Below are 19295 nucleotides of genomic sequence, written 5' to 3'. Positions count from 1 at the left end.
GACCCACCCGCTCAGGGCCCCTTCTGGGGAATTCGCCCTCCCGGGGCCGCTCCGGGGGCGAATTCCCCAGAAGACGCCCCCGGAGCGGGGGCGGGGTGGGGTCAGGTGCCGCGGAGGTCGAGGACGAGGTCGGACGGCGCGCCCGCCACGAGCCGCACGGGGATGCCCCAGTCCTGCTGGTAGAGGTGGCAGGCGGCGTGCTCGGCCGGCTCGCCGGTCTCGGGGTCGCCGTCGCACGCCGCGGCCTGCACGCTGACGTGCAGCACCCCCTCGGTGACGCCGTCGGCGAGCCGCAGCTCGCGCACCAGCCCCTGCGCGCTGCCCGCGCCCTCGACGAGCAGGGACGGCGGGGTCGCGCTGACGTCGAGCCGGGTCGGGTCGCCCCACCGGTGGTCGAGCTTCTGCCCGGACGGCGGCACGAAGCTCACCGCGAGCGTGACCTCTCCCGGGGCGAGCTCGGTCGGCGGGCGCTGCGTGCGACGCGCGCCGCCGTCGACGCGCTGCGCGTCGGCGGGGATCGCCACCCGCACCAGCCGGTGCGCCCCCGACTCGACGACCACCAGCACGGGCGGCTCGCCGTCCGCGCCGGGCTCGACGACCGCAGCGCTCGGCTCGGCGAGCCCGGTCGCGAGCGTCTGCACCTCCCCGGACGACGGGTCGAACCGCCGCACGGCCCCGTTGTACGTGTCGGCGAGCGCGACCGAGCCGTCCGGCAGCACGGTCACCCCGAGCGGGTGCTGCAGCAGCGCCTCGGCGGCCGGCCCGTCGACGTGCCCGAAGTCGAACAGGCCGGTGCCGACGTCCGTGAGCACCTCGAACCGCGCGCCCTCGAGCGCGGGGTCGTCGGGCGCCGCGTGCAGGTGCCGCAGCGCCGAGGTCTCGGAGTCGGCGACCCACAGCACCTCGCCGTCGGGCGACGTCGCGAGGCCGGACGGCTGGGCGAACCACGCGTGGTGGGCGGCGCCGTCGCGGACGCCCTCGGCGCTCGTGCCGGCCAGCACCTCGATGCTGCCCTCGACCGGGTCGAACGTCCACAGCTGGTGGGTGCCGGCCATGGCCACGACGACGGCGTGGTCGAACCACGCGACGTCCCACGGCGACGAGAGGTCTTGTGCCGCAGCGGGTCCAGCGCCGGTGCGCAGCCGCAGCTGACGGCCGGTTCCGGCCACGGTGGTCACCGCGCCGTCGTCCAGCCGGAGCCCGCGCAGCGCGTGGTTGACCGTGTCGGCGACGACCACGTCGTAGCCCACGTTCGCGGCCACGTCGGCCGGCAGCAGCGCCAGGCCCTGCGGCTCGCTGAACCGCGCGGCCGCCGGGCCGCCGTCGACCAGCCCGCGCCCCCCGTCGCCGAACCGCCGCCGCTCGGTGACCAGGTCGGCCTCGAGCTCGACCAGCTGGTGGTGCGCGGTGTCGCTCACGAGGTACGAGCCGCCGGGCAGCGCCAGCACCTTGCCGGGGAAGCGCAGCGCGGTGGACGGCGAGGGCGGCGGCACGTACGGACCCGAGCCGCGGTGCAACGTGCCCTTCGCCTCGTGCTCGGCGACCAGCTCGTCCAGCAGCACGCCGAGCCCGTGCGCGTGGCCCTCCCCGGACAGCTGCGCCACGACGTAGCCCTCGGGGTCGACGACGGTGAGCGTCGGCCAGGCCCGGGCCGCGAAGGCCTTCCAGGTGACCAGCTCGGGGTCGTCGAGCACGGGGTGGTGCACGCCGTACCGCTCGACCGCCGCGACGAGCGCGTCGGCGTCCGCCTCGTGCTCGAACTTCGGCGAGTGCACGCCGATCGTCACCAGGACGTCGGAGTACTTCTCCTCCAGCGGGCGCAGCTCGTCGAGCACGTGCAGGCAGTTGACGCAGCAGAACGTCCAGAAGTCGAGCAGCACGACCTTGCCGCGCAGCCCGGCCAGCGTCAGCGGCTCGCCGCCGGTGTTGAGCCAGCCGCGGCCGGCGAGCTCGGGTGCGCGCACGCGGGCGCGGCGGGTGGGAGCGGTCATCGCGGCGTCGCCTCGTCGTCCTCGTCGGGTCCGTCGGGTCCGTCGGGTCCGTCGGCCGGGTCGTCCGGCCCGGGCGGGCGGCGGTGCTCGACGAACGTGCGCCGCAGCAGCACGACCTGCGCGAAGCCGGTGCCGATCAGGCCGCCCGTGAACAGCGCCTGCGCGGTGGCCGGGTCGCCGTGCCGCTCGGACGACGCCGCCAGCACCGCGGTGATCCCGAGCAGCACCCAGACGACGGGCGCGCCGGTCACGGTCACGTACCGCGTCATCGACCGCGAGCGCCGGTACGAGATCGGCCCGACGACGAGGCAGACCGCGAGCACCACGAGGTAGAAGTCCACCTAGAGCCGCCGGTCGGCCAGCACCGGGAAGGCCGCTCGCACGTCGGCCAGCCCCTCGACGTCCAGGGTCACCGAGAGCACCTGCTCGCCCTCGCCCGCGGAGGCCAGCACCTCGCCGGTGGGCGCGACGACCTGGCTGCGCCCGCCCATGGCATGGCCGGAGTGCGTGCCGCCGGTGTTGCAGGCGACGACGAAGACCTGGTCCTCGACCGCGCGGGCCTGGCCGAGCAACGTCCAGTGGGCGACGCGCGCGGCGGGCCAGGCCGCCGGGACGACGACCACCTCGGCCCCGGCGTCGAGCAGCAGCCGGAACTGCTCGGGGAAGCGCAGGTCGTAGCAGGTGGCGAGCCCCAGCCGCACCGGTGCGCCGCCGGAGCGCGGCTGCGGCACGTCCGCCGTGACGACGTCGAGGCCCGCCTCGAGCAGGTGCGGCTCGCCGGCGCCGAAGCCGAACCGGTGCACCTTGCGGTAGGTGGCCAGCAGGTCGCCGTCCGGGCCGAGCAGCACCGAGGTGTTCCAGAGCCCGCGGCCCTGCGGGCCGGGGTCGGCACCGTCCGCCGCCTTCTCGACCACCGAGCCGGCGTGCAGCACGACGCCGGCGTCGCGGGCCGCCTCCCGCATCGCGGTGACGGTCGGGCCGTCGAGGGTCTCGGCCCGGTCGGCCCACAGCGGGTACGAGAAGCCCTCGGGTGCCCACAGCTCGGGCAGCACGACCAGGTCGTGGCCGGCCTGCGCGCGCACCAGCGCGGCGACCCGCTCGACCCGCTCGGCGACCGGCTCGCCGTCGCCGTACGCGACCTGCACCACCGCGACCTTCATCGCCGCACCTCCTCGTCGCGCATGCGAGCCAGCCGGGCGTTGTAGGCCGCGAGCTCGGCGTCGCCGTCGCGGTCGGCCTGCCGGTCGCTGCGCCGGGCCTCGCGGTCGTCCGAGCGCACCCAGGCGATCGCGATGCCCATGCCGAGCAGCAGCACCGGCAGCTCGCCGACGCCCCAGGCCACCGCGCCGCCGTACTGCTGGTCGGCGATCGGCGAGCGCCCCCAGGTGCGGCCGAGCGCGCCCAGGACGTCGGGCGCGAGCAGCTGCGAGCCCTGCACGAGCGCGATGCCGAAGAAGGCGTGGAACGCCATGGTGGCGAACAGCAGCAGCAGGCGCATCGGGTACGGCGGGTGGCGCGGCCCGGGGTCGACGCCGATCAGCACCGATGCGAACAGGTAGCCCACCAGCAGGAAGTGCACGTGCATCAGGACGTGCCCGGTGTGGGTGCGCAGCGACAGCTCGAACAGCGGCGAGTAGTAGAAGGCGATCAGGCTGCCCGCGAAGAGCCCGGCCGCGACGAGCGGGTGGCCGACGAGCGCGAGGAACCGCGAGTGGACGACGGCCAGCAACCACTCGCGCGGACCCTGGCTGCCGTCGCGGCGGGCGGGCAGCGTGCGCAGCGCGAGCGTCACGGGAGCGCCGAGCACCAGCAGCGGAGGCACGACCATCGACATGGTCATGTGCCCCATCATGTGCGCGCTGAACAGCACGCGGCCGTAGATGCCGGGCGCCCCGCTCGTCGCCCACACCAGCACGACGCAGCCCGCGACCCAGGCGACGGTGCGCAGCACGGGCCAGCGGTCGCCGCGCGCCGCGAGCCGGCGCACCCCGACGACGTAGAGGCCGGCGAGCAGGACGGCGACCGTCGTCCAGAGCAGGTCGACGCGCCACGCGCCGAACCACCGGGCGAGGTCGAGCGGCGGCGGCATCGGGTAGCCGGTGAGCGCGAGCGCCGGGGTGCCTGCGGCCTCGACCTCGCGCGGCGGCGCGCTGCTCGCGAGCGCCACCGCGGCGCCGACCGCGACACCCATCACGACGAGCTCGCCGATCGCGAGCCGCCAGAAGGCTTGCGCCGCAGCGGGTTCGGCGGCGATGACGCGGATGGTGCGGCGACGGTGCGCCGCGCCGGCGACGCCCAGCAGCACCAGCGACGCGACCTTGACCCCGACCAGCGCCCCGTACCGGGTCTGCAACCCGTCGAGCCCGCCGAGCCGCAGCCAGGCGTTGACGGCACCGGACAGCGCGACCAGCCCGAAGCACCACAGCGCCAGGGTCGAGTAGCGGGCGACGACGTCCGGCAGTGCGGGCCCGAGCCGGCCGCGCAGGACGACGAGCCCGACCAGGCCGCCGACCCACACCGTGACGCCGACGAGGTGCATCGCCAGGCTGTCGACGGCGAGCTCGTGGTCGAGGGAGCCCGACGCGTGACCCGTGAGCGCCACCGGCAGCAGCGCGACGACCGAGAGCAGCGCCATCCAGCCGACGGTCACCTGCCGCGTGGCGACGACCGCGCCGGTGGCCACGACCGCCACCACGAGCGAGCTGACGAGCAGGGCGCGCAGCAGGTCGATCTCGGTGATGAACTGGCCGAGCTGCTGGGAGAAGCCGGGCTCGCCCGGACCCACGCCGGCCAGGCGCGCGTAGCTGAGGACGAGCACCACGGCGCCCGACACCGCCCACACGAAGGCCGTCGCCCCGGCGAGGCGCACCACCGTCAGGGCGGTGCCCGCGAGCTCGGGCGAGCGCGAGCCGGCCGTCCGTCGTCCGGCACCGCCCAGGGGCAGCGCGACCGCGGCCAGCACGAGCAGTCCGACCGTGAGGCACGCGGCGACGTCGTCGACCACCTTGGCCAGCGGCAGGCCCCAGCGGGTGGCCGCACCCGGGTCGGCCACCAGCGAGGCCCCGGCCGCCCCGGTCAGGGTCAGCCCGAGCAGCACCACCGCGAGCGCCACGGCGCCCAGCCCGCCACCGGCCGCGGCCAGGCGCGCGCCGCGGACCGCGGGGACGGGGGTGGCCATGCGTCCAGGGTAGGTGGCTGGCGCGAAAGGGATTTGCGCCGGGCGGGGCTGCGGGTGCACCCTGGTCGAGTTGCTTGTATCACGCAACTAAGTATCTGCACCGACCGGAGACCTCCTTGACTGATCTCGCTCCCGCTGCCGCGGAGCTCAGCACCCAGGTGGTGCGGCTCACCCGGCAGGTCGGCGCGCTCAAGTCGCACCTGAGCGCGCGCACCCGGCACGGCCTGGAGTGGTCGTCGTACGTCGCGCTGTTCCACCTCGTCACCCGCGGCGCCATGCGCGCCAACGCGCTCGCCGAGGTGCTCTGCGCGGACCCGTCGACCGTCAGCCGTCAGGCGGCCGCCCTCGTCGAGGCCGGCCTCGTCGAGCGCCGTCCCGACCCGGACGACGGCCGCGCCGTCCAGCTCGTCGCCACCGACCGCGGGGCCGAGCTGTTCGCCACCGTGCGCGCCGAGCGCGACGCGCTGATCGCCGGGGTGCTGCAGGACTGGGACGTCGACGACGTCCGCACCCTGGCCACCCTGCTCGACCGTTTCACCACCGACCTCGAGCGGCACCGCCCGCGCCTGGTCCAGACCCTCGAATCCCAGGAGACCGCATGACCTCCGACGCCGCTGCGGCACCGGCCGCACCGAGCGCAGACCACGACGGCGGGCTCACCCACCGGCAGATCCTCACCATCCTGGTGGGGCTGATGATGGGCATGTTCCTCGCCGCCCTCGACCAGACGATCGTGGCCACCGCGATCCGCACCATCGCCGACGACCTCAACGGGCTGTCGGTGCAGGCGTGGGTGACCACCGCCTACCTGATCACCTCGACGATCGCGACGCCGCTGTACGGCAAGCTCAGCGACATCTACGGCCGCAAGCCGTTCTTCATCACGGCCATCTCGATCTTCGTGGTCGGCTCGCTGCTGTGCACGTTCTCGACGTCCATGTACATGCTCGCGGCGTTCCGCGCGCTGCAGGGTCTCGGCGCCGGCGGCCTGTTCTCGCTGGCGCTGGCGATCATCGGCGACATCGTCTCGCCGCGCGAGCGCGCCAAGTACCAGGGCTACTTCCTGGCCGTCTTCGGCACCTCGAGCGTCCTGGGCCCGGTCGTCGGCGGCTTCTTCGCCGGCGCCGACTCGATCCTGGGCGTCACCGGCTGGCGCTGGGTCTTCCTGGTGAACGTGCCGATCGGCATCGCCGCCCTGTACGTCGTCAACCACACGCTGAACATCGAGCACCACCGGCACGACCACCGGATCGACTGGCGCGGCGCCGTGGCCCTCACCGTCGGCCTGGTGCCGCTGCTGACCGTGGCCGAGCAGGGCCGCGAGTGGGGCTGGGGTTCCGGGCGCTCGATCGCGTGCTTCGTCGTCGGCGTCGTCGGCCTGGTGGCGTTCTTCGTCGCCGAGCGCGCCATGGGCGACGAGGCGCTGATCCCGCTGCGGCTGTTCCGCGACCGCACGGTGTCGACGTCCACGATCGCCAACATCGTGCTGGGCATGGGCCTGTTCGGCGGCGTCTCGGTGCTGCCGCTCTACCTGCAGATCGTCAAGGGCGCCTCGCCCACCGTCGCCGGCCTGCAGCTGCTGCCGCTGACGCTCGGCATCATGACGGCCTCGATCGCCTCGGGCCAGACGATCTCGCGCACCGGCAAGTACCGGCCGTTCCCGATCCTGGGCGCCGGCCTGATGCTGGTCGGCCTGGTGCTGTTCTCCCGCATCGGGGCGGACACGCCGCTGTGGCAGACGATGCTCATCATGCTGGTGTTCGGCCTGGGCCTCGGCAACTGCCTGCAGCCGCTGGTGCTGGCGATCCAGAACGCCGTGTCGCCGCGCGACATCGGCACCGCCACCGCCTCGGCGACGTTCTTCCGGCAGATCGGCGGCACGCTCGGCGTCGCGGTGTTCCTGTCGATCCTGTTCAGCAGCCTGCCGGACAAGCTGGCCTCGGCCTTCTCGGTCGCGCGCACGCAGCCGGACTTCCAGGCCGCGCTCGCGGACCCGAAGAACGCGCAGTTCGCGCAGCAGCTGAAGTCGGGCGCGTTCGGAGGCTCGTCGTCGCTGAACGACAGCTCGTTCCTCGACCGGATCGACCCGCGCCTGGCGCACCCGTTCCTCGTCGGCTTCTCGGACGCCATGCACATGGTGTTCGTGGCGGCCGCGGTGGTCGTGGCCGTCGGGTTCGTCGTGGTGCTGTTCCTGCCGGCGCGCGAGCTGCGCTCGCAGTCGGGCCTGCAGGCCGCGGCCGGCGAGCGCCGCGCCGAGGCCGAGGCCGCCGCTGCGGCGAAGGCCGAGGCCTCCACCAAGGACGCCTGACCGCAGTCGACCTGACGCAGAAGGGGCACCTGACCGTCGTCGGGTGCCCGTTCTGCGTCAGGTCACGGCACCACTGCGACGGACGAGCGCGGCTCGCACCCGCTCGGCCAGACGATCCGGGTGCTGCAGGACGTCGCGCGACGTCACCTCGATGACCTGCCAGCCGTGGTCCTCCAGCAGACGACGGCGGGCCTTGTCGCCCAGCCACTGGCGACGGTCGGTGCGGTGGTGGTCGCCCTCGTACTCGATGGCGAGCCGTGCCTCCTGGTAGCTGAGGTCGGGACGGGCCAACCACGCGCCGTCGACGACGACGTCCCGGTTCACCTGCGGCGCGGGGAGCCCGCTCGTGACGAGCAGCAACCGCAGCCTCGACTCCATCGGCGACTCGCTGCGCCCGTCGAGCAAGGGCAGCGCTCGGCGCAGCAAGCGGACCCCTCGACGTCGCGCCGGAGTGGCAGCTGCCTGCGCGAGCGACGCCCTCGAGGCGCCGCGCCCCAGCACGGCGTCGCCCAGGACCACGAGCTCCGCGAGGTCGAGCCGACTGCCCAGGTCCGCCCACGTCGTCTCGGCCCGGACCACCGCGAGGCCAGACCGCAGGACCACGTCGTCCGGCAGCAGCCCCTGGTGCCCGACGACACCGGCTCGTCGTGGCGGGCGCTTCTCACCGACGGTGCTCACCTCGAGCTCGGGCCGGCGCGGCGCAGGGAGCCGCAGGAGCTCTGCCGCGGTGGCGTGGCTGAACACCACGTCGGGCGCGGCGCAGACCAGGGCGCGGCACCGGGTCAGCAGGTCGAGCTCGCCGTCCGCGAGGACCCTCACCCCGTAGGTGGGCGAGACGAACCGCGCGCCGCGCTGCACGTCGGCAGACAGCCCGAAGGACTCCCCCTCGCTGCGGGTGAACGGGACGCCGGGCACGACCGTCGGAGGGAGCGGTCGACGTCCGGGCACGGCACCAGCGTGTCGCGGTCCGGCCCACTGGGGCCGGCGTCGTCCACAGGCGCTCGTGACCTGACGACGAAGGGGCACCAGACCGTGGTCCGGTGCCCCTTCTTCGTCAGGTCGACGTCGCGGTCAGGCCCAGACCAGGGCCTGCTCGGGACGCTCGAGCACGGTGGCGACGTCCGAGAGGAAGCGGCTGCCGAGGTCGCCGTCCACCAGCCGGTGGTCGAAGCTCAGCCCCAGCGTCGTGACCTGGCGCGGCGTGACCTTGCCCTTGTGCACCCACGGCATCGCCCGCACCGCGCCGAAGCACAGGATCGCGGCCTCGCCCGGGTTGAGGATCGGCGTGCCGGTGTCGACGCCGAAGACGCCGACGTTGGTGATCGACATCGTGCCGCCGGCCATCTCGGCCGGCTGGGTACGACCCTCGCGCGCGGTGGCGGTCAGCGCGGCCAGCGCGTCGGCCAGCTCGCGCAGCGACATGGCGTGCGCGTCCTTGATGTTCGGGACGACGAGCCCGCGCGGGGTGGCCGCGGCGATGCCGAGGTTCACGTAGTGCTTGACCACGATCTCCTGGGCCGCCTCGTCCCACGCCGCGTTGATCTCGGGGTTGCGGCGCGCCGCGATGAGCATGGCCTTGGCCACGACCAGCAGCGGCGAGACCTTGACGTCGCGGAACTCGCGGTCGGTGCGCAGCCGGTCGACGAGCTTCATCGTGCGGGTCACGTCGACCTGCACGAACTCGGTGACGTGCGGCGCGGTGAACGCCGAGCCGACCATGGCCTGCGCGGTCATCTTGCGCACGCCCTTGATCGGCACCCGCGTCTCGCGCTGCCCCTCGGCCGGCCGGGACGACGGGAGCGCCGCCACCGCGGCCGGGGCCGCAGCCGCCGATCCGCCGGAGACGTGGTTCTGCAGGTCCTCCCGCGTCACCACGCCACCCGGACCGCTCGGCGCCACCGAGGTCAGGTCGACGCCGAGGTCCTTGGCCAGCTTGCGCACCGGCGGCTTGGCCAGCGCCCGGCCGTGCACCCGCGGCGTCTCGTCGTGCCCGAGGTGGTCGGGCAGGTCGGTGTGCGGCGCACGGTGCGGCTCGACCGGAGGGAGCTCGGCCTCCTCGGCCAGCTCCTGCGAGACCATCCGGCCGATCTCGTAGCCGCCGTGGCGCGCGGGCTTGACGCCCTCGTCGGCGAACTGGTCGACGTTGGCCTTGCGTGGGCGGCGCTTGGCGGACGTCGTCCGGGGGCCGTAGCCCACGAGCACCGACGTGCGCCCACCGGGCGCGGGACCACCGATGAGGCCGGGCTCGACGGCGCCCTCCTCGGGCGCCTGCTCGACCTCGGTCGCGCCCTCGGCCGCACCGGGGGGCTCGGTCGAGCTGCCGGACGCCTCGGCCGGGGAGGCCGGGGCCGCCGGAGCCGCGCCGCCGGGATCGACGTCGACCGCGATGATCGGCGTGCCGACGTCGACGGTCTGGCCCTCGGGCACGAGCAGCTCGCTGACCACGCCGGCGAACGGCGTCGGCAGCTCGACGAGCGACTTGGCCGTCTCGATCTCGACGATGATGTCGTTGGTGCGCACCGTGTCGCCGGGCTTGACCTTCCAGGTCACGATCTCGGCCTCGGTGAGGCCCTCGCCGACGTCGGGCAGGCGGAACTGCTTCAGGTCAGGCACGTCCGTCCCCTTCCTCAGTAGGCGAGCGAGCGGTCGACGGCGTCGAGCACCCGGTCGAGGTCCGGCAGGAACTCCTCCTCGAGCTTGCTCGGCGGGTAGGGCAGGTTGAACCCGCCGACCCGGAGCACGGGCGCCTCGAGGTGGTAGAAGCAGCGCTCGGTGATGCGCGCGGCGACCTCCGCCCCCATGCCGAGGAACGTCGACGCCTCGTGGACGACGACGAGCCGGCCGGTCTTCTCGACCGACGCCGCGAGCGTGTCGACGTCCAGCGGAGACAGCGAGCGCAGGTCGACGACCTCGATGCTGCGCCCCTCCTCGGCCGCGGCGGTGGCGGCCTCGACGCAGGTCTTCACCATCGGGCCGTAGGCGGCGACGGTGACGTGCTCGCCCTCGCGGACGACCTTGGCCTGGTGCAGCGGCTGGGCGTCGGCGAGCGACATGCCCTCGGGCAGGTCGCCCTTCTCCCAGTAGCGCCGCTTGGGCTCGTAGAAGATCACCGGGTCGTCGCTGGCGATGGCCTGCTGGATCATGAAGTGCGCGTCGACCGGGTCGGCGCAGCACACGACGCGCAGGCCCGCGGTGTGCGCGAAGTAGGCCTCGTTGGACTCGCTGTGGTGCTCGACCGCGCCGATGCCGCCACCGACCGGGATCCGGACGACGACCGGCAGCTTGACGGCGCCGAGCGCGCGGGCGCGCATCTTGGCCAGCTGCGACACGATCTGGTCGAACGCGGGGTACACGAACCCGTCGAACTGGATCTCGCAGACGGGCCGGTAGCCGCGCAGCGCCATGCCGATGGCGGTGCCGATGATGCCGGACTCGGCCAGCGGGGCGTCGATGACGCGGTCCTCGCCGAAGTCCTTCTGCAGGCCGTCGGTGACGCGGAAGACGCCGCCGAGCTTGCCGATGTCCTCACCCATGATGAGGACCTTGGGGTCGGCCTCCATCGCGGCCCGCAGGCCGGTGTTGATGCCCTTGGCCAGGCTGATCTGCGCCATGTCAGCGACCTCCCTCGGTGCCGTGGCCGGCATCGGCGAACGAGTCGAGGTAGGTGGCGAACTCGCGCCGCTCCTCCTCGACCAGCGGGTGCTCGTCGACGTAGACGTGGTCGAACATGCTCAGCGGCTCGGGGTCGGGCAGGCTCAGGCAGCCCTGCCGCACGTGCGCCGCGAGCTCCTCGCTCTCGGCGTCGAGCGCGGAGAAGAAGTCGTCGTCGGCCATGCCGTTCGCGACCAGGTGCGCCTTGAGCCGGATGATCGGGTCGCGCTCCTTCCACACCTCGACCTCGGCCGAGACGCGGTAGCGCGTGGGGTCGTCGGACGTCGTGTGCGCGCCCATGCGGTAGGTGAACGCCTCGATGAACGTCGGCCCGCCGCCCTGGCGCGCGTTGTCGAGCGCGGCCTTGGTCACGGCGTACACGGCCAGGACGTCGTTGCCGTCGACCCGCACGCCCGGGAAGCCGAAGCCGGCGGCGCGCTGGTAGAGGGGGATGCGCGTCTGGCGCTCGTTGGGCTCGCTGATGGCCCACTGGTTGTTCTGGCAGAAGAAGACCACCGGGGCGTTCTGCACTGCGGCGAAGACGAACGCCTCGTTGACGTCGCCCTGGGACGTCGCGCCGTCGCCGAAGTAGGCGATGACGGCCGCGTCGCGACCCGGCTCGCCGCTGCCGACCGCGTGGTCGCGCTGGATGCCCATCGCGTACCCCGTCGCGTGCAGCGTCTGCGCACCGATGACGATCGTGTAGAGGTGGAAGTTCTTCTCGTCCGGGTCCCAGCCGCCGTGGTTCACGCCGCGGAACAGGCCGAGCAGGTTGAGCGGGTCGACCCCGCGGCACCAGGCGACGCCGTGCTCGCGGTAGGTGGGGAACGCGTAGTCCTGCGGCGCGAGCGCGCGGCCCGAGCCGACCTGCGCGGCCTCCTGGCCCAGCAGGCTGGCCCAGATGCCCAGCTCGCCCTGGCGCTGCAGCGCGGTGGCCTCGGCGTCGACGCGGCGCACGAGCACCAGGTCGCGGTAGAGGGCCTTGAGGTCGTCCGCGCCGAGGTCGGCCACGTAGGACGAGTACTCGGGGTGGTCGACGCGCTCGCCCTCGGGGGTGAGCAGCTGGACGAGATCGGGGCCGCCGTCGATGGTGCTGACGCCGACCTCGCTCCCGACGACGCTGTCGGTCACGTGGTTCTCCTTCGTCGACCCGGCGCGAGGGTGACCCGCGGCGGGAGCTGACCGGTGGGCCCGCCGTCACGGCGGGCGGGGTGAGCCAGCCGGACGTCGGGTGCACCCGCGAGCGCTGTGGCGCGCGTCACGACTGCTCAGGGGACAAGGTACCCGCCGCGCGGGGCCCCCTGCGAACCAGCCGGTCGCCCGCCACCCGCCCGCAGCAGCACGCAGCAGCGGGGCACCCGGACGTGCCGGGTGCCCCGCTGCGAGCAGGCGTGGTGCGCGGGTCAGGCGCGGTGCCGACCGCCCTCGTGACGGCTGCGGGCGTGGCGGCCGCCACGGTCGGGGCGCGTGGGCTGCGAACCGTCGGTGCCGTCGTCCGGGCCGCCGCGACGCGGGCCGCGCCGGCCGTTCTGCTGGCCGGAGGCGTTGGTCGGGGCACCCAGCGGCGCGCAGGGCGCGCCGTCCGTGCTGTCGTCGCCCTTGTCGCCCTTGCGGTGCTTGCCGTGGTGGCCGTCGTGACCGTTCTGGTCCGGCACGGTGGCGCCCGCGTCGGAGCCGGTCGTGGCGGAGGTCGACGGCGAACCCGTCGGCGCCGCGGTGGCGGAGGTCGAGGAGGTCTCGCTCGGCGTGCTCGGCGCCGTCGTCGTGCTGGAGGAGGACGTCGGGTCGCTCGACGGCGTGGACGGCTCGTCGGTCGGGGTGTCGGGCGTGGTCGGCGGGTCGCTCGGCGTCGTCGGCTCGGTGGTGGGGCTCGGGCTGTCGGTCGGCGTCGTCGGGGTGTCGGTCGGGGTGTCGGTCGGCGTGCTGGGGGTGTCGGTCGGGGTCGGCGGGATGCTCGGCGGCGTCGTCGGGCTCGGCGGCGTCGGCGGCACCTCCTGCGTCACGGTGTCGACGACGGTGGTGGCGACCTCGGCGACGGCCTCGGCGGCCTGCTCGACGACGGTGGGCACCGCGGCCTGGGACGCCTGGTCGACCAGGGCCGACACGACCTCGGGCGAGCCGCCCACCTGGGGCACGTCGCTGACGGCGTTGTAGACGGGCAGCGCGACGTTGGCGGCGATCGCCTGCGGCAGCGCCTGCTCGAAGTCGGCCTTGGCCTGCTCGAGGATCTGCTCCCGCGGCAGGTCGGGCGTCTGCTGCGCCTGCTCGAACGCCTGGGTGTAGGCGTCGTTCGCGGCAGCGGTCATGGCCGCCGTGACCGGCTCGGTGAGCGTGAACGTCATGGTGGTGTCGGCCTTGCGGACCTGCTGCCGGCCGAACTTGTCGTTGCCGACGGCCTCGACGAGCTTCTCGACGACCTCGCCCTTGATGACGTCCTTGGCCGCCTTCACCGTGTCGTCGGAGAAGCTGACCTGGAAGTCCTTGCCGGGGGTGGGCTTGTCGGTGGTGGGCTTGCCGGTGCCGTGACCGGTGCCGTGGCCGTTCCCGTGACCGTTGCCGTGACCCGAGGACGGGGCGGTGGGGCCGGTGGTCGGGACGGAGGTGCTGCCGCCGGTGGACCCGGCCGGCACGACGGTGCCGGCGCCGGGGCCGCCCTGGCCGGACGACGACCCGCCGGCCGACGAGCTCGAGCCGCCGTCGGGACGCGACGGGGTCTTGACGGCGACCGGAGGCTTGGGCGCCTGCAGGACCTGCACGCCACCCGGCTCGGCCAGGCCGACGACGGCGCCGCGCTCGGGCGCGGTGGCCGGGCGCGTGCCGAAACCGGCCATCGCGGCGCCGACCAGCGCGAGGGAGGACACGGCGGCGACCGCGGCGGCAGGGCCGCTCGCGCGCACGCGCAGCACTGAGCCGGCCCGCATCTGCGGCAGCCTCGTCACTGCAGTCATGACCATCGCCCCCGGTGGCGTCGTCGTGGTGTGCGATCACAGACCGTGACCGTCGTGCTCAACTATAACTCCATGCTATCGGTTGTGCGCAGCGAGTGATACCCCTCGGACTAGCCTACGGTCTGCGGCGAGCGCCGCATATGCCCCGTTCGGACTAGTCCGGAGATGACCCGACAGCACTACATCGGCAGCCCGCTCGGAAACCTTTAGCCCGATCGGGTCTTACTCCGAACGGGTCGCGCCCGCGGCCAGGAACTGCCCCGCGACCTGCACCAACCGGTCGTTGGCCTCGGTCTCGCCGATGCTCACCCGCACGCCGTCCGTGCCGTACGGGCGCACGACCAGACCGGCCTCGTCGCAGGCGGCGGCGAAGGCCGGGGTCTGCTCGCCGACGGGGAACCACACGAAGTTGGCCTGGGTGGCCGGAAGCCGCCAGCCCTGCTCGGCGAGCGCGGCCACGACCCGGGTGCGCTCGGCCACCAGGGCCTCGACCCGCTCGGCCAGCTCGTCGGCCGCGGCCAGCGAGGCCACGGCGGCCTCCTGGGCGATGCCCGAGACGCCGAACGGCACGGCCGTCTTGCGCAGGGCGGCAGCCACCGGGGGGTGCGCCACCGCGAACCCGACCCGCAGGCCGGCCAGCCCGTAGGCCTTGGAGAAGGTGCGGAGCACGGCGACGTTCGGCCGCGCGCGGTGCACCGCGAGCGCGTCGGGGGCGTCCGGGTCGTGCACGAACTCGACGTACGCCTCGTCGATCACCACCAGGACGTCGCGCGGCACGCGGTCGAGGAAGGCCTCGAGCTCGTCGGCGTGGACGACGGGACCGGTCGGGTTGTTGGGCGTGCAGACCAGCACGAGGCGGGTGCGGTCGGTGATGGCGTCGGCCATGGCGTCCAGGTCGTGCCGCGCGTCGGCGGTGAGCGGCACCATGACCGGCACGGCACCGGCGGCCTGCGCGACGATCGGGTACGCCTCGAACGAGCGCCAGGCGAACAGCACCTCGTCGCCCTCGCCGCAGGTGGCCGCCACGACCTGCCCGAGCACGCCGACGCTGCCGGTGCCGGTGGCCACGCACTCGGCGGGCACGCCGAGGTGGTCGGCGATCGCCTGCACGAGCCCGGTGGCGAACATGTCGGGGTAGCGGTTCATCGCGGCCGCGGCCTGCTCGACCACGGCCTGCACGGCGGGCAGCGGCGGGTAGGGGTTCTCGTTCGACGACAGCTTGTACGTCGTGCGGCCCGGCTGGGCGGCCGCCGGCTTGCCGGGCACGTACGCCGGGATCGCGTCGAGGGTCGGGCGCAGGTGCACGGAGACGTCGGGCTCGCTCATGGCCGCCACCCTAGAGGGACGTGCGGACGGCGGCCGGACGTCGTCCACAGGCCTCGACGGCGTGCGGCGATCTGTCACGATTCGTGACTTTCTTCCCTCAGCCCCTTCTCAACTGCTGGTGGCCCGGCTTACGTTGTCGCTCGCTGCGCGTGGGCGATCTGACCCTGATCATCCCCTTCGCGGTTCTTCGTACCCATCTGTCTGCACCACGAATGGAGACCATCCGTGCGAAAGGTCACCGCGGGGGTCGTGAGCCTCGCGCTCGCGGCCGGCGCCGGAGCCGCCTTCGGGCTCGCCCCGGCCTCAGCCGCGCCCCACGTCAACGCCCCGTCCACGTCCCAGGCCAAGGCGACCGCCCAGGCCTCCGACGAGCTCGGCAACGCGCTCGAGACCAAGCGTCGCGACCTGCGCGAGGCCGCGCTGTCCGACGTCATCGCGGGCAAGGCGACGCCCGTCACCAAGAACGGCAGCACCGTGGTCAAGGTCGGCCGCACCGCCGACGCCCGATCGCGCAGCACCTCCGGCCGCACGTCGGCCGCCGCGCAGCGCACCGACCAGTACGTCGAGCTGCAGCGCGAGAAGACCGACCGGATCTTCGTCGTCCTCGCCGAGTTCGGCAACGAGCGGCACCCGAGCTACCCGGACAAGGACCAAGACCCCGCCACCCCCGGCCCGGCCACCTTCGAGGGCCCGCTGCACAACAAGATCCCCCAGCCCGACCGGAGCAAGGACAACAGCACGGTCTGGCAGGCGGACTACAACCAGGCGCACTTCCAGGACCTGTACTTCGGCAAGGGCGAGAACTCGCTCGCCTCGTACTACAAGAAGCAGTCGAGCGGCCGGTACACCGTCAGCGGCCAGGTCACCGACTGGGTGAAGGTCCGCTACAACGAGGCGCGCTACGGCCGCAGCAACGGCTACCCCTGCGCCGGCAACGTCTGCTCCAACACCTGGAACCTCGTCGCCGACGCCGTGAACCAGTGGGTCGCCGACCAGAAGGCCAAGGGCCGCACCACCGCCCAGATCACGGCCGACCTCAAGTCGTTCGACCAGTGGGACCGCTACGACTTCGACCACGACGGCAACTTCAACGAGCCCGACGGGTACATCGACCACTTCCAGATCGTGCACGCCGGCGGCGACCAGGCCGACGGCGACCCGCAGCAGGGCGAGGACGCCGTCTGGAGCCACCGCTGGTACGTCAACCAGGCCGGCACCGGCAGCTCGGGCCCGGCGACCAACAAGCTCGGCGGCACCCAGGTCGGCGACACCGGCCTGTGGGTCGGCGACTACACGATCCAGCCCGAGAACGGCGGCCTGAGCGTCTTCACGCACGAGTACGGCCACGACCTCGGCCTGCCGGACGAGTACGACACCGCCGGCGGCAGCAACGGCGTCGAGCACTGGACCCTGATGGCCCAGAGCCGGCTCAACGCCCCCGGCGAGGCGCTCGGCGAGAAGCCCGGCGACCTCGGCGCGTGGGACAAGCTGCAGCTCGGCTGGCTCGACTACGAGATCGCCCCGGCGGGCACGAAGCGCACGCTGGAGCTCGGGCCGCACGAGTACAACTCGGCCAAGGCCCAGGCGCTCGTCGTCCCGCTGCCGCCCAAGAAGGTCACGACGCAGCTCGGCGCCCCGGCGTCCGGCTCGTTCCAGTGGTTCAGCGGCCAGGGCGACGACCTCAGCACCACGCTGACCCGGTCGGTCACGCTGGCGGCCGGTACCTCCACGTTGGCCTTCAAGGCCCGCTGGAACATCGAGGACTGCGGTCCGGACGCCTGCGACTACGCCTACGTCGAGGTGAACGACGGCAGCGGCTGGGTCGCGATCCCGGGCTCCATCGGGACGGCGGCCGAGGGCAACGGCATCGACGGCGCCCACCCGGCGTGGACCCCGGCGACGTTCGACCTGTCGTCCTACGCCGGCAAGTCGGTGCAGCTGCGGTTCCGCTACACCACGGACGGCGCGGCGCAGGGCACCGACCCCGACCTGGGCTGGAGCGGTCTGTTCGCCGACGACATCTCGGTGACCTCGGGCGGCGCCACGGTGTTCACGGACGACGTCGAGACCGCCCAGCCGGGCTGGACCGCCGCGGGCTTCACCCGCGTCGGCTCGAGCGTCACGAACTCGTACGCCAACGCCTACATCGCGTCGAACCGCTCGTACGTCTCGTACGACCGGTGGCTGCAGAGCGGCCCGTACAACTTCGGGTTCGCGTCGAAGCCGGACTTCGTCGAGCACTTCCCGTACCAGCAGGGCCTGCTGGTCAGCTACTGGGACACCTCGCAGTCCGACAACAACACCAGCCAGCACCCCGGTGAGGGCCTGATCCTGCCGATCGACAGCCACCCGGCGCCGATCTACCGGATCGACGGCCAGCCCTGGCGCACCCGCGTCCAGGTCTACGACGCGCCGTTCTCGCTGCAGAAGGCCGACTCGTTCACCCTGCACGTCGCCGACCAGCCGAGCTACGTGCGCGGCCAGAACGCGGTCCCGACGTTCAACGACACCAAGTCGTACTGGAGCTCGGTCGTGCCGGGCTCGAGCGCGAAGGTGGCGAACGCCGGCGTGAAGCTGCAGGTGCTCGAGCAGGACGGCACCACCATGAAGGTCCGCCTCTCGCCCGTGGGCTGAGGCACCTCGCCGGCCACCAGCCGGCAGCGACGACGGGCCGGGAGGGCGACCTCCCGGCCCGTCGTCGTCCGGTCGCCCGGGGCGCGGTGGCAGGATGATCCACATGCGCTTCCTGCTCAACGTCGTGGTCGGGGCCGTCGCGGTCTGGGTGGCCGACCTGCTCCTGGACGGCGTCTCGGTGACCGGCACCAAGGACTCCACCCTGAACGAGGTGCTGACCTACCTCGTGATCGGCCTGATCCTCGCGGTCGTCAACGCCGTGGTGAAGCCGGTGGTGAAGTTCTTCGCGTTCCCGTTCTACGTGCTGACGCTCGGGCTGCTGTCGGTCGTCGTGAACGCCGCCATGCTCGAGCTCACCGCGTGGATCTCGAGCCACTTCTCGCTGCAGCTGGAGATCGACCAGTTCTGGTGGACCGCCATCGGCGCCGCACTGGTCGTGACGGTCGTGACGATGGTGCTCAACGCGGTGCTGCCCGACAAGGACTGACCGCCGGGGCCGTACGGGCGACCGCGCCGCCTCAGCTGTGCCGGCGCGAGGTGACGACCCGGAAGCGGTTGGCCACGAACGCACCGTCGGTGTAGGCCGCGTTGGCAGCCGGGTTCGCCCCCGTGCCGTGGAAGTCGCTGAAGGCCGCGGTCTGGTTGACGAACACCTGGCCGCCGAGGTTCTCGCTCAGCGCGACCCCGGCGTCGGCCGCGGCCTCGCGGGCGTCCTCGAGCACCTGCTCGGACGTCGAGTAGACCGCCGCCGTCATGGCGCCGTGCTCGCGCACGGTGTCGCGGAACGTCGCGAGCGACTGCTCGGTGGAGTCCGTGGCCACCAGGAAGGCGACCGGCCCGAAGCACTCCTGCGTGTACGTCGAGGTCGCGCCGACGTCGAGCGCCACCAGGCCCGGCGTCCGGACGACGGCGTCGGGGTAGCGCGGGTGGGTGACCTGGCGGGAGTCGACGACGACCGAGCCGCCGGCGGACGACGCGAGGTCGGCCAGCCCGGCTGCGCGCTCGCGGACGCCGTCGTTCACGGTGGCGCCGAGCAGCTCGACGGCCTTGGCGTCGTCGCCGGTGAGGCGCCCCACGGCGTCGGCCAGCCGCGCGCCGAAGTCCTCGAACGACAGGTGGCCCTCGTCGGTGTCGACGCCGGTGCGCGGCACGTAGACGTTCTGCGGCGTCGTGCACATCTGGCCGCTGTAGAGCGTGAACGAGAAGGCCAGGTTGCCGAGCGCGCCGCGCAGGTCGCCGATCGAGTCGACGACGACGGT

General features: G+C 73.4%; 15 protein-coding genes. 4 read left to right on the top strand and 11 right to left on the bottom strand.

All coding sequences use genetic code 11. The features are described 5' to 3' along the window. Positions 1-101 precede the first annotated feature (101 nt). The 4 genes from ACYVJ4_RS01160 to ACYVJ4_RS01145 are packed head-to-tail and all read right to left on the bottom strand — an operon-like array spanning position 102 to position 5169. Positions 102-1991, bottom strand: coding sequence for an NHL domain-containing thioredoxin family protein (locus tag ACYVJ4_RS01160; protein ID WP_460458271.1), 1890 nt, complete (start codon positions 1989-1991; stop codon positions 102-104). Further along, on the bottom strand, positions 1988-2332 hold the full coding sequence (locus ACYVJ4_RS01155) for a hypothetical protein (protein WP_460458270.1): 345 nt from the start codon (positions 2330-2332) through the stop codon (positions 1988-1990). Before ACYVJ4_RS01155 ends, ACYVJ4_RS01160 begins: the two co-directional genes overlap by 4 nt. Further along, entirely contained in the window at positions 2333-3151 is an 819-nt protein-coding gene (locus ACYVJ4_RS01150; RefSeq protein ID WP_460458269.1) for a carbon-nitrogen family hydrolase, read from the bottom strand. Further along, positions 3148-5169, bottom strand: coding sequence for a cytochrome c oxidase assembly protein (locus tag ACYVJ4_RS01145; protein WP_460458268.1), 2022 nt, complete (start codon positions 5167-5169; stop codon positions 3148-3150). Before ACYVJ4_RS01145 ends, ACYVJ4_RS01150 begins: the two co-directional genes overlap by 4 nt. A 116-nt stretch (positions 5170-5285) precedes the next feature. Here ACYVJ4_RS01145 and ACYVJ4_RS01140 point away from each other — a divergent pair, with 116 nt between their 5' ends. Both ACYVJ4_RS01140 and ACYVJ4_RS01135 read left to right on the top strand, forming a co-directional pair. Further along, the gene (locus ACYVJ4_RS01140) at positions 5286-5771 is read left to right on the top strand and encodes a MarR family winged helix-turn-helix transcriptional regulator (RefSeq protein WP_460458267.1); all 486 of its coding nucleotides are present in this window, start codon (positions 5286-5288) and stop codon (positions 5769-5771) included. Beyond that, a complete protein-coding gene (locus ACYVJ4_RS01135) occupies positions 5768-7477 on the top strand; it encodes an MDR family MFS transporter (RefSeq protein ID WP_460458266.1) in 1710 nt (569 codons plus the stop codon). Before ACYVJ4_RS01140 ends, ACYVJ4_RS01135 begins: the two co-directional genes overlap by 4 nt. A 57-nt stretch (positions 7478-7534) precedes the next feature. Here the strand turns inward: ACYVJ4_RS01135 and ACYVJ4_RS01130 are convergent, their stop codons facing one another. The 6 genes from ACYVJ4_RS01130 to hisC form a co-directional block, all read right to left on the bottom strand. Beyond that, positions 7535-8425 (bottom strand): endonuclease domain-containing protein, encoded by an 891-nt coding sequence (locus ACYVJ4_RS01130; RefSeq protein WP_460458265.1) that lies wholly within the window; start codon positions 8423-8425, stop codon positions 7535-7537. A gap of 123 nt (positions 8426-8548) precedes the next feature. Next, positions 8549-10090 carry a dihydrolipoamide acetyltransferase family protein gene (locus ACYVJ4_RS01125; protein ID WP_460458264.1) on the bottom strand — a complete coding sequence of 514 codons (1542 nt, stop codon included), beginning with the start codon at positions 10088-10090 and terminating at the stop codon, positions 8549-8551. A gap of 14 nt (positions 10091-10104) precedes the next feature. Further along, positions 10105-11088 carry an alpha-ketoacid dehydrogenase subunit beta gene (locus tag ACYVJ4_RS01120; protein ID WP_460458263.1) on the bottom strand — a complete coding sequence of 328 codons (984 nt, stop codon included), beginning with the start codon at positions 11086-11088 and terminating at the stop codon, positions 10105-10107. A gap of 1 nt (position 11089) precedes the next feature. Beyond that, the gene (gene pdhA, locus ACYVJ4_RS01115) at positions 11090-12259 is read right to left on the bottom strand and encodes a pyruvate dehydrogenase (acetyl-transferring) E1 component subunit alpha (protein WP_460458262.1); all 1170 of its coding nucleotides are present in this window, start codon (positions 12257-12259) and stop codon (positions 11090-11092) included. 272 nt (positions 12260-12531) lie between these two features. Continuing rightward, on the bottom strand, positions 12532-14049 hold the full coding sequence (locus ACYVJ4_RS01110; RefSeq protein ID WP_460458261.1) for a hypothetical protein: 1518 nt from the start codon (positions 14047-14049) through the stop codon (positions 12532-12534). Positions 14050-14298: 249 nt separating this feature from the next. Continuing rightward, positions 14299-15402 (bottom strand): histidinol-phosphate transaminase, encoded by a 1104-nt coding sequence (gene hisC / locus ACYVJ4_RS01105; protein ID WP_460458260.1) that lies wholly within the window; start codon positions 15400-15402, stop codon positions 14299-14301. Between the two features lie 225 nt (positions 15403-15627). Here hisC and ACYVJ4_RS01100 point away from each other — a divergent pair, with 225 nt between their 5' ends. Both ACYVJ4_RS01100 and ACYVJ4_RS01095 read left to right on the top strand, forming a co-directional pair. Beyond that, complete coding sequence (locus tag ACYVJ4_RS01100) at positions 15628-18036, top strand: immune inhibitor A domain-containing protein (RefSeq protein WP_460458259.1); 2409 nt, start codon at positions 15628-15630, stop codon at positions 18034-18036. A gap of 103 nt (positions 18037-18139) precedes the next feature. Then, on the top strand, positions 18140-18523 hold the full coding sequence (locus ACYVJ4_RS01095) for a phage holin family protein (protein ID WP_460458258.1): 384 nt from the start codon (positions 18140-18142) through the stop codon (positions 18521-18523). 31 nt (positions 18524-18554) lie between these two features. On the opposite strand, the gene ACYVJ4_RS01090 is transcribed toward ACYVJ4_RS01095, so the two are convergent. Next, positions 18555-19295 (bottom strand): aldehyde dehydrogenase family protein (locus ACYVJ4_RS01090; protein WP_460458257.1); only part of this gene is annotated, 741 nt, incomplete at its 5' end.

The sequence above is a fragment of the Angustibacter peucedani genome (assembly GCF_054779595.1).
The sequence above is the reverse complement of the archived record's forward strand: the minus strand, read 5'-3'. Positions and strand labels throughout refer to the sequence as shown.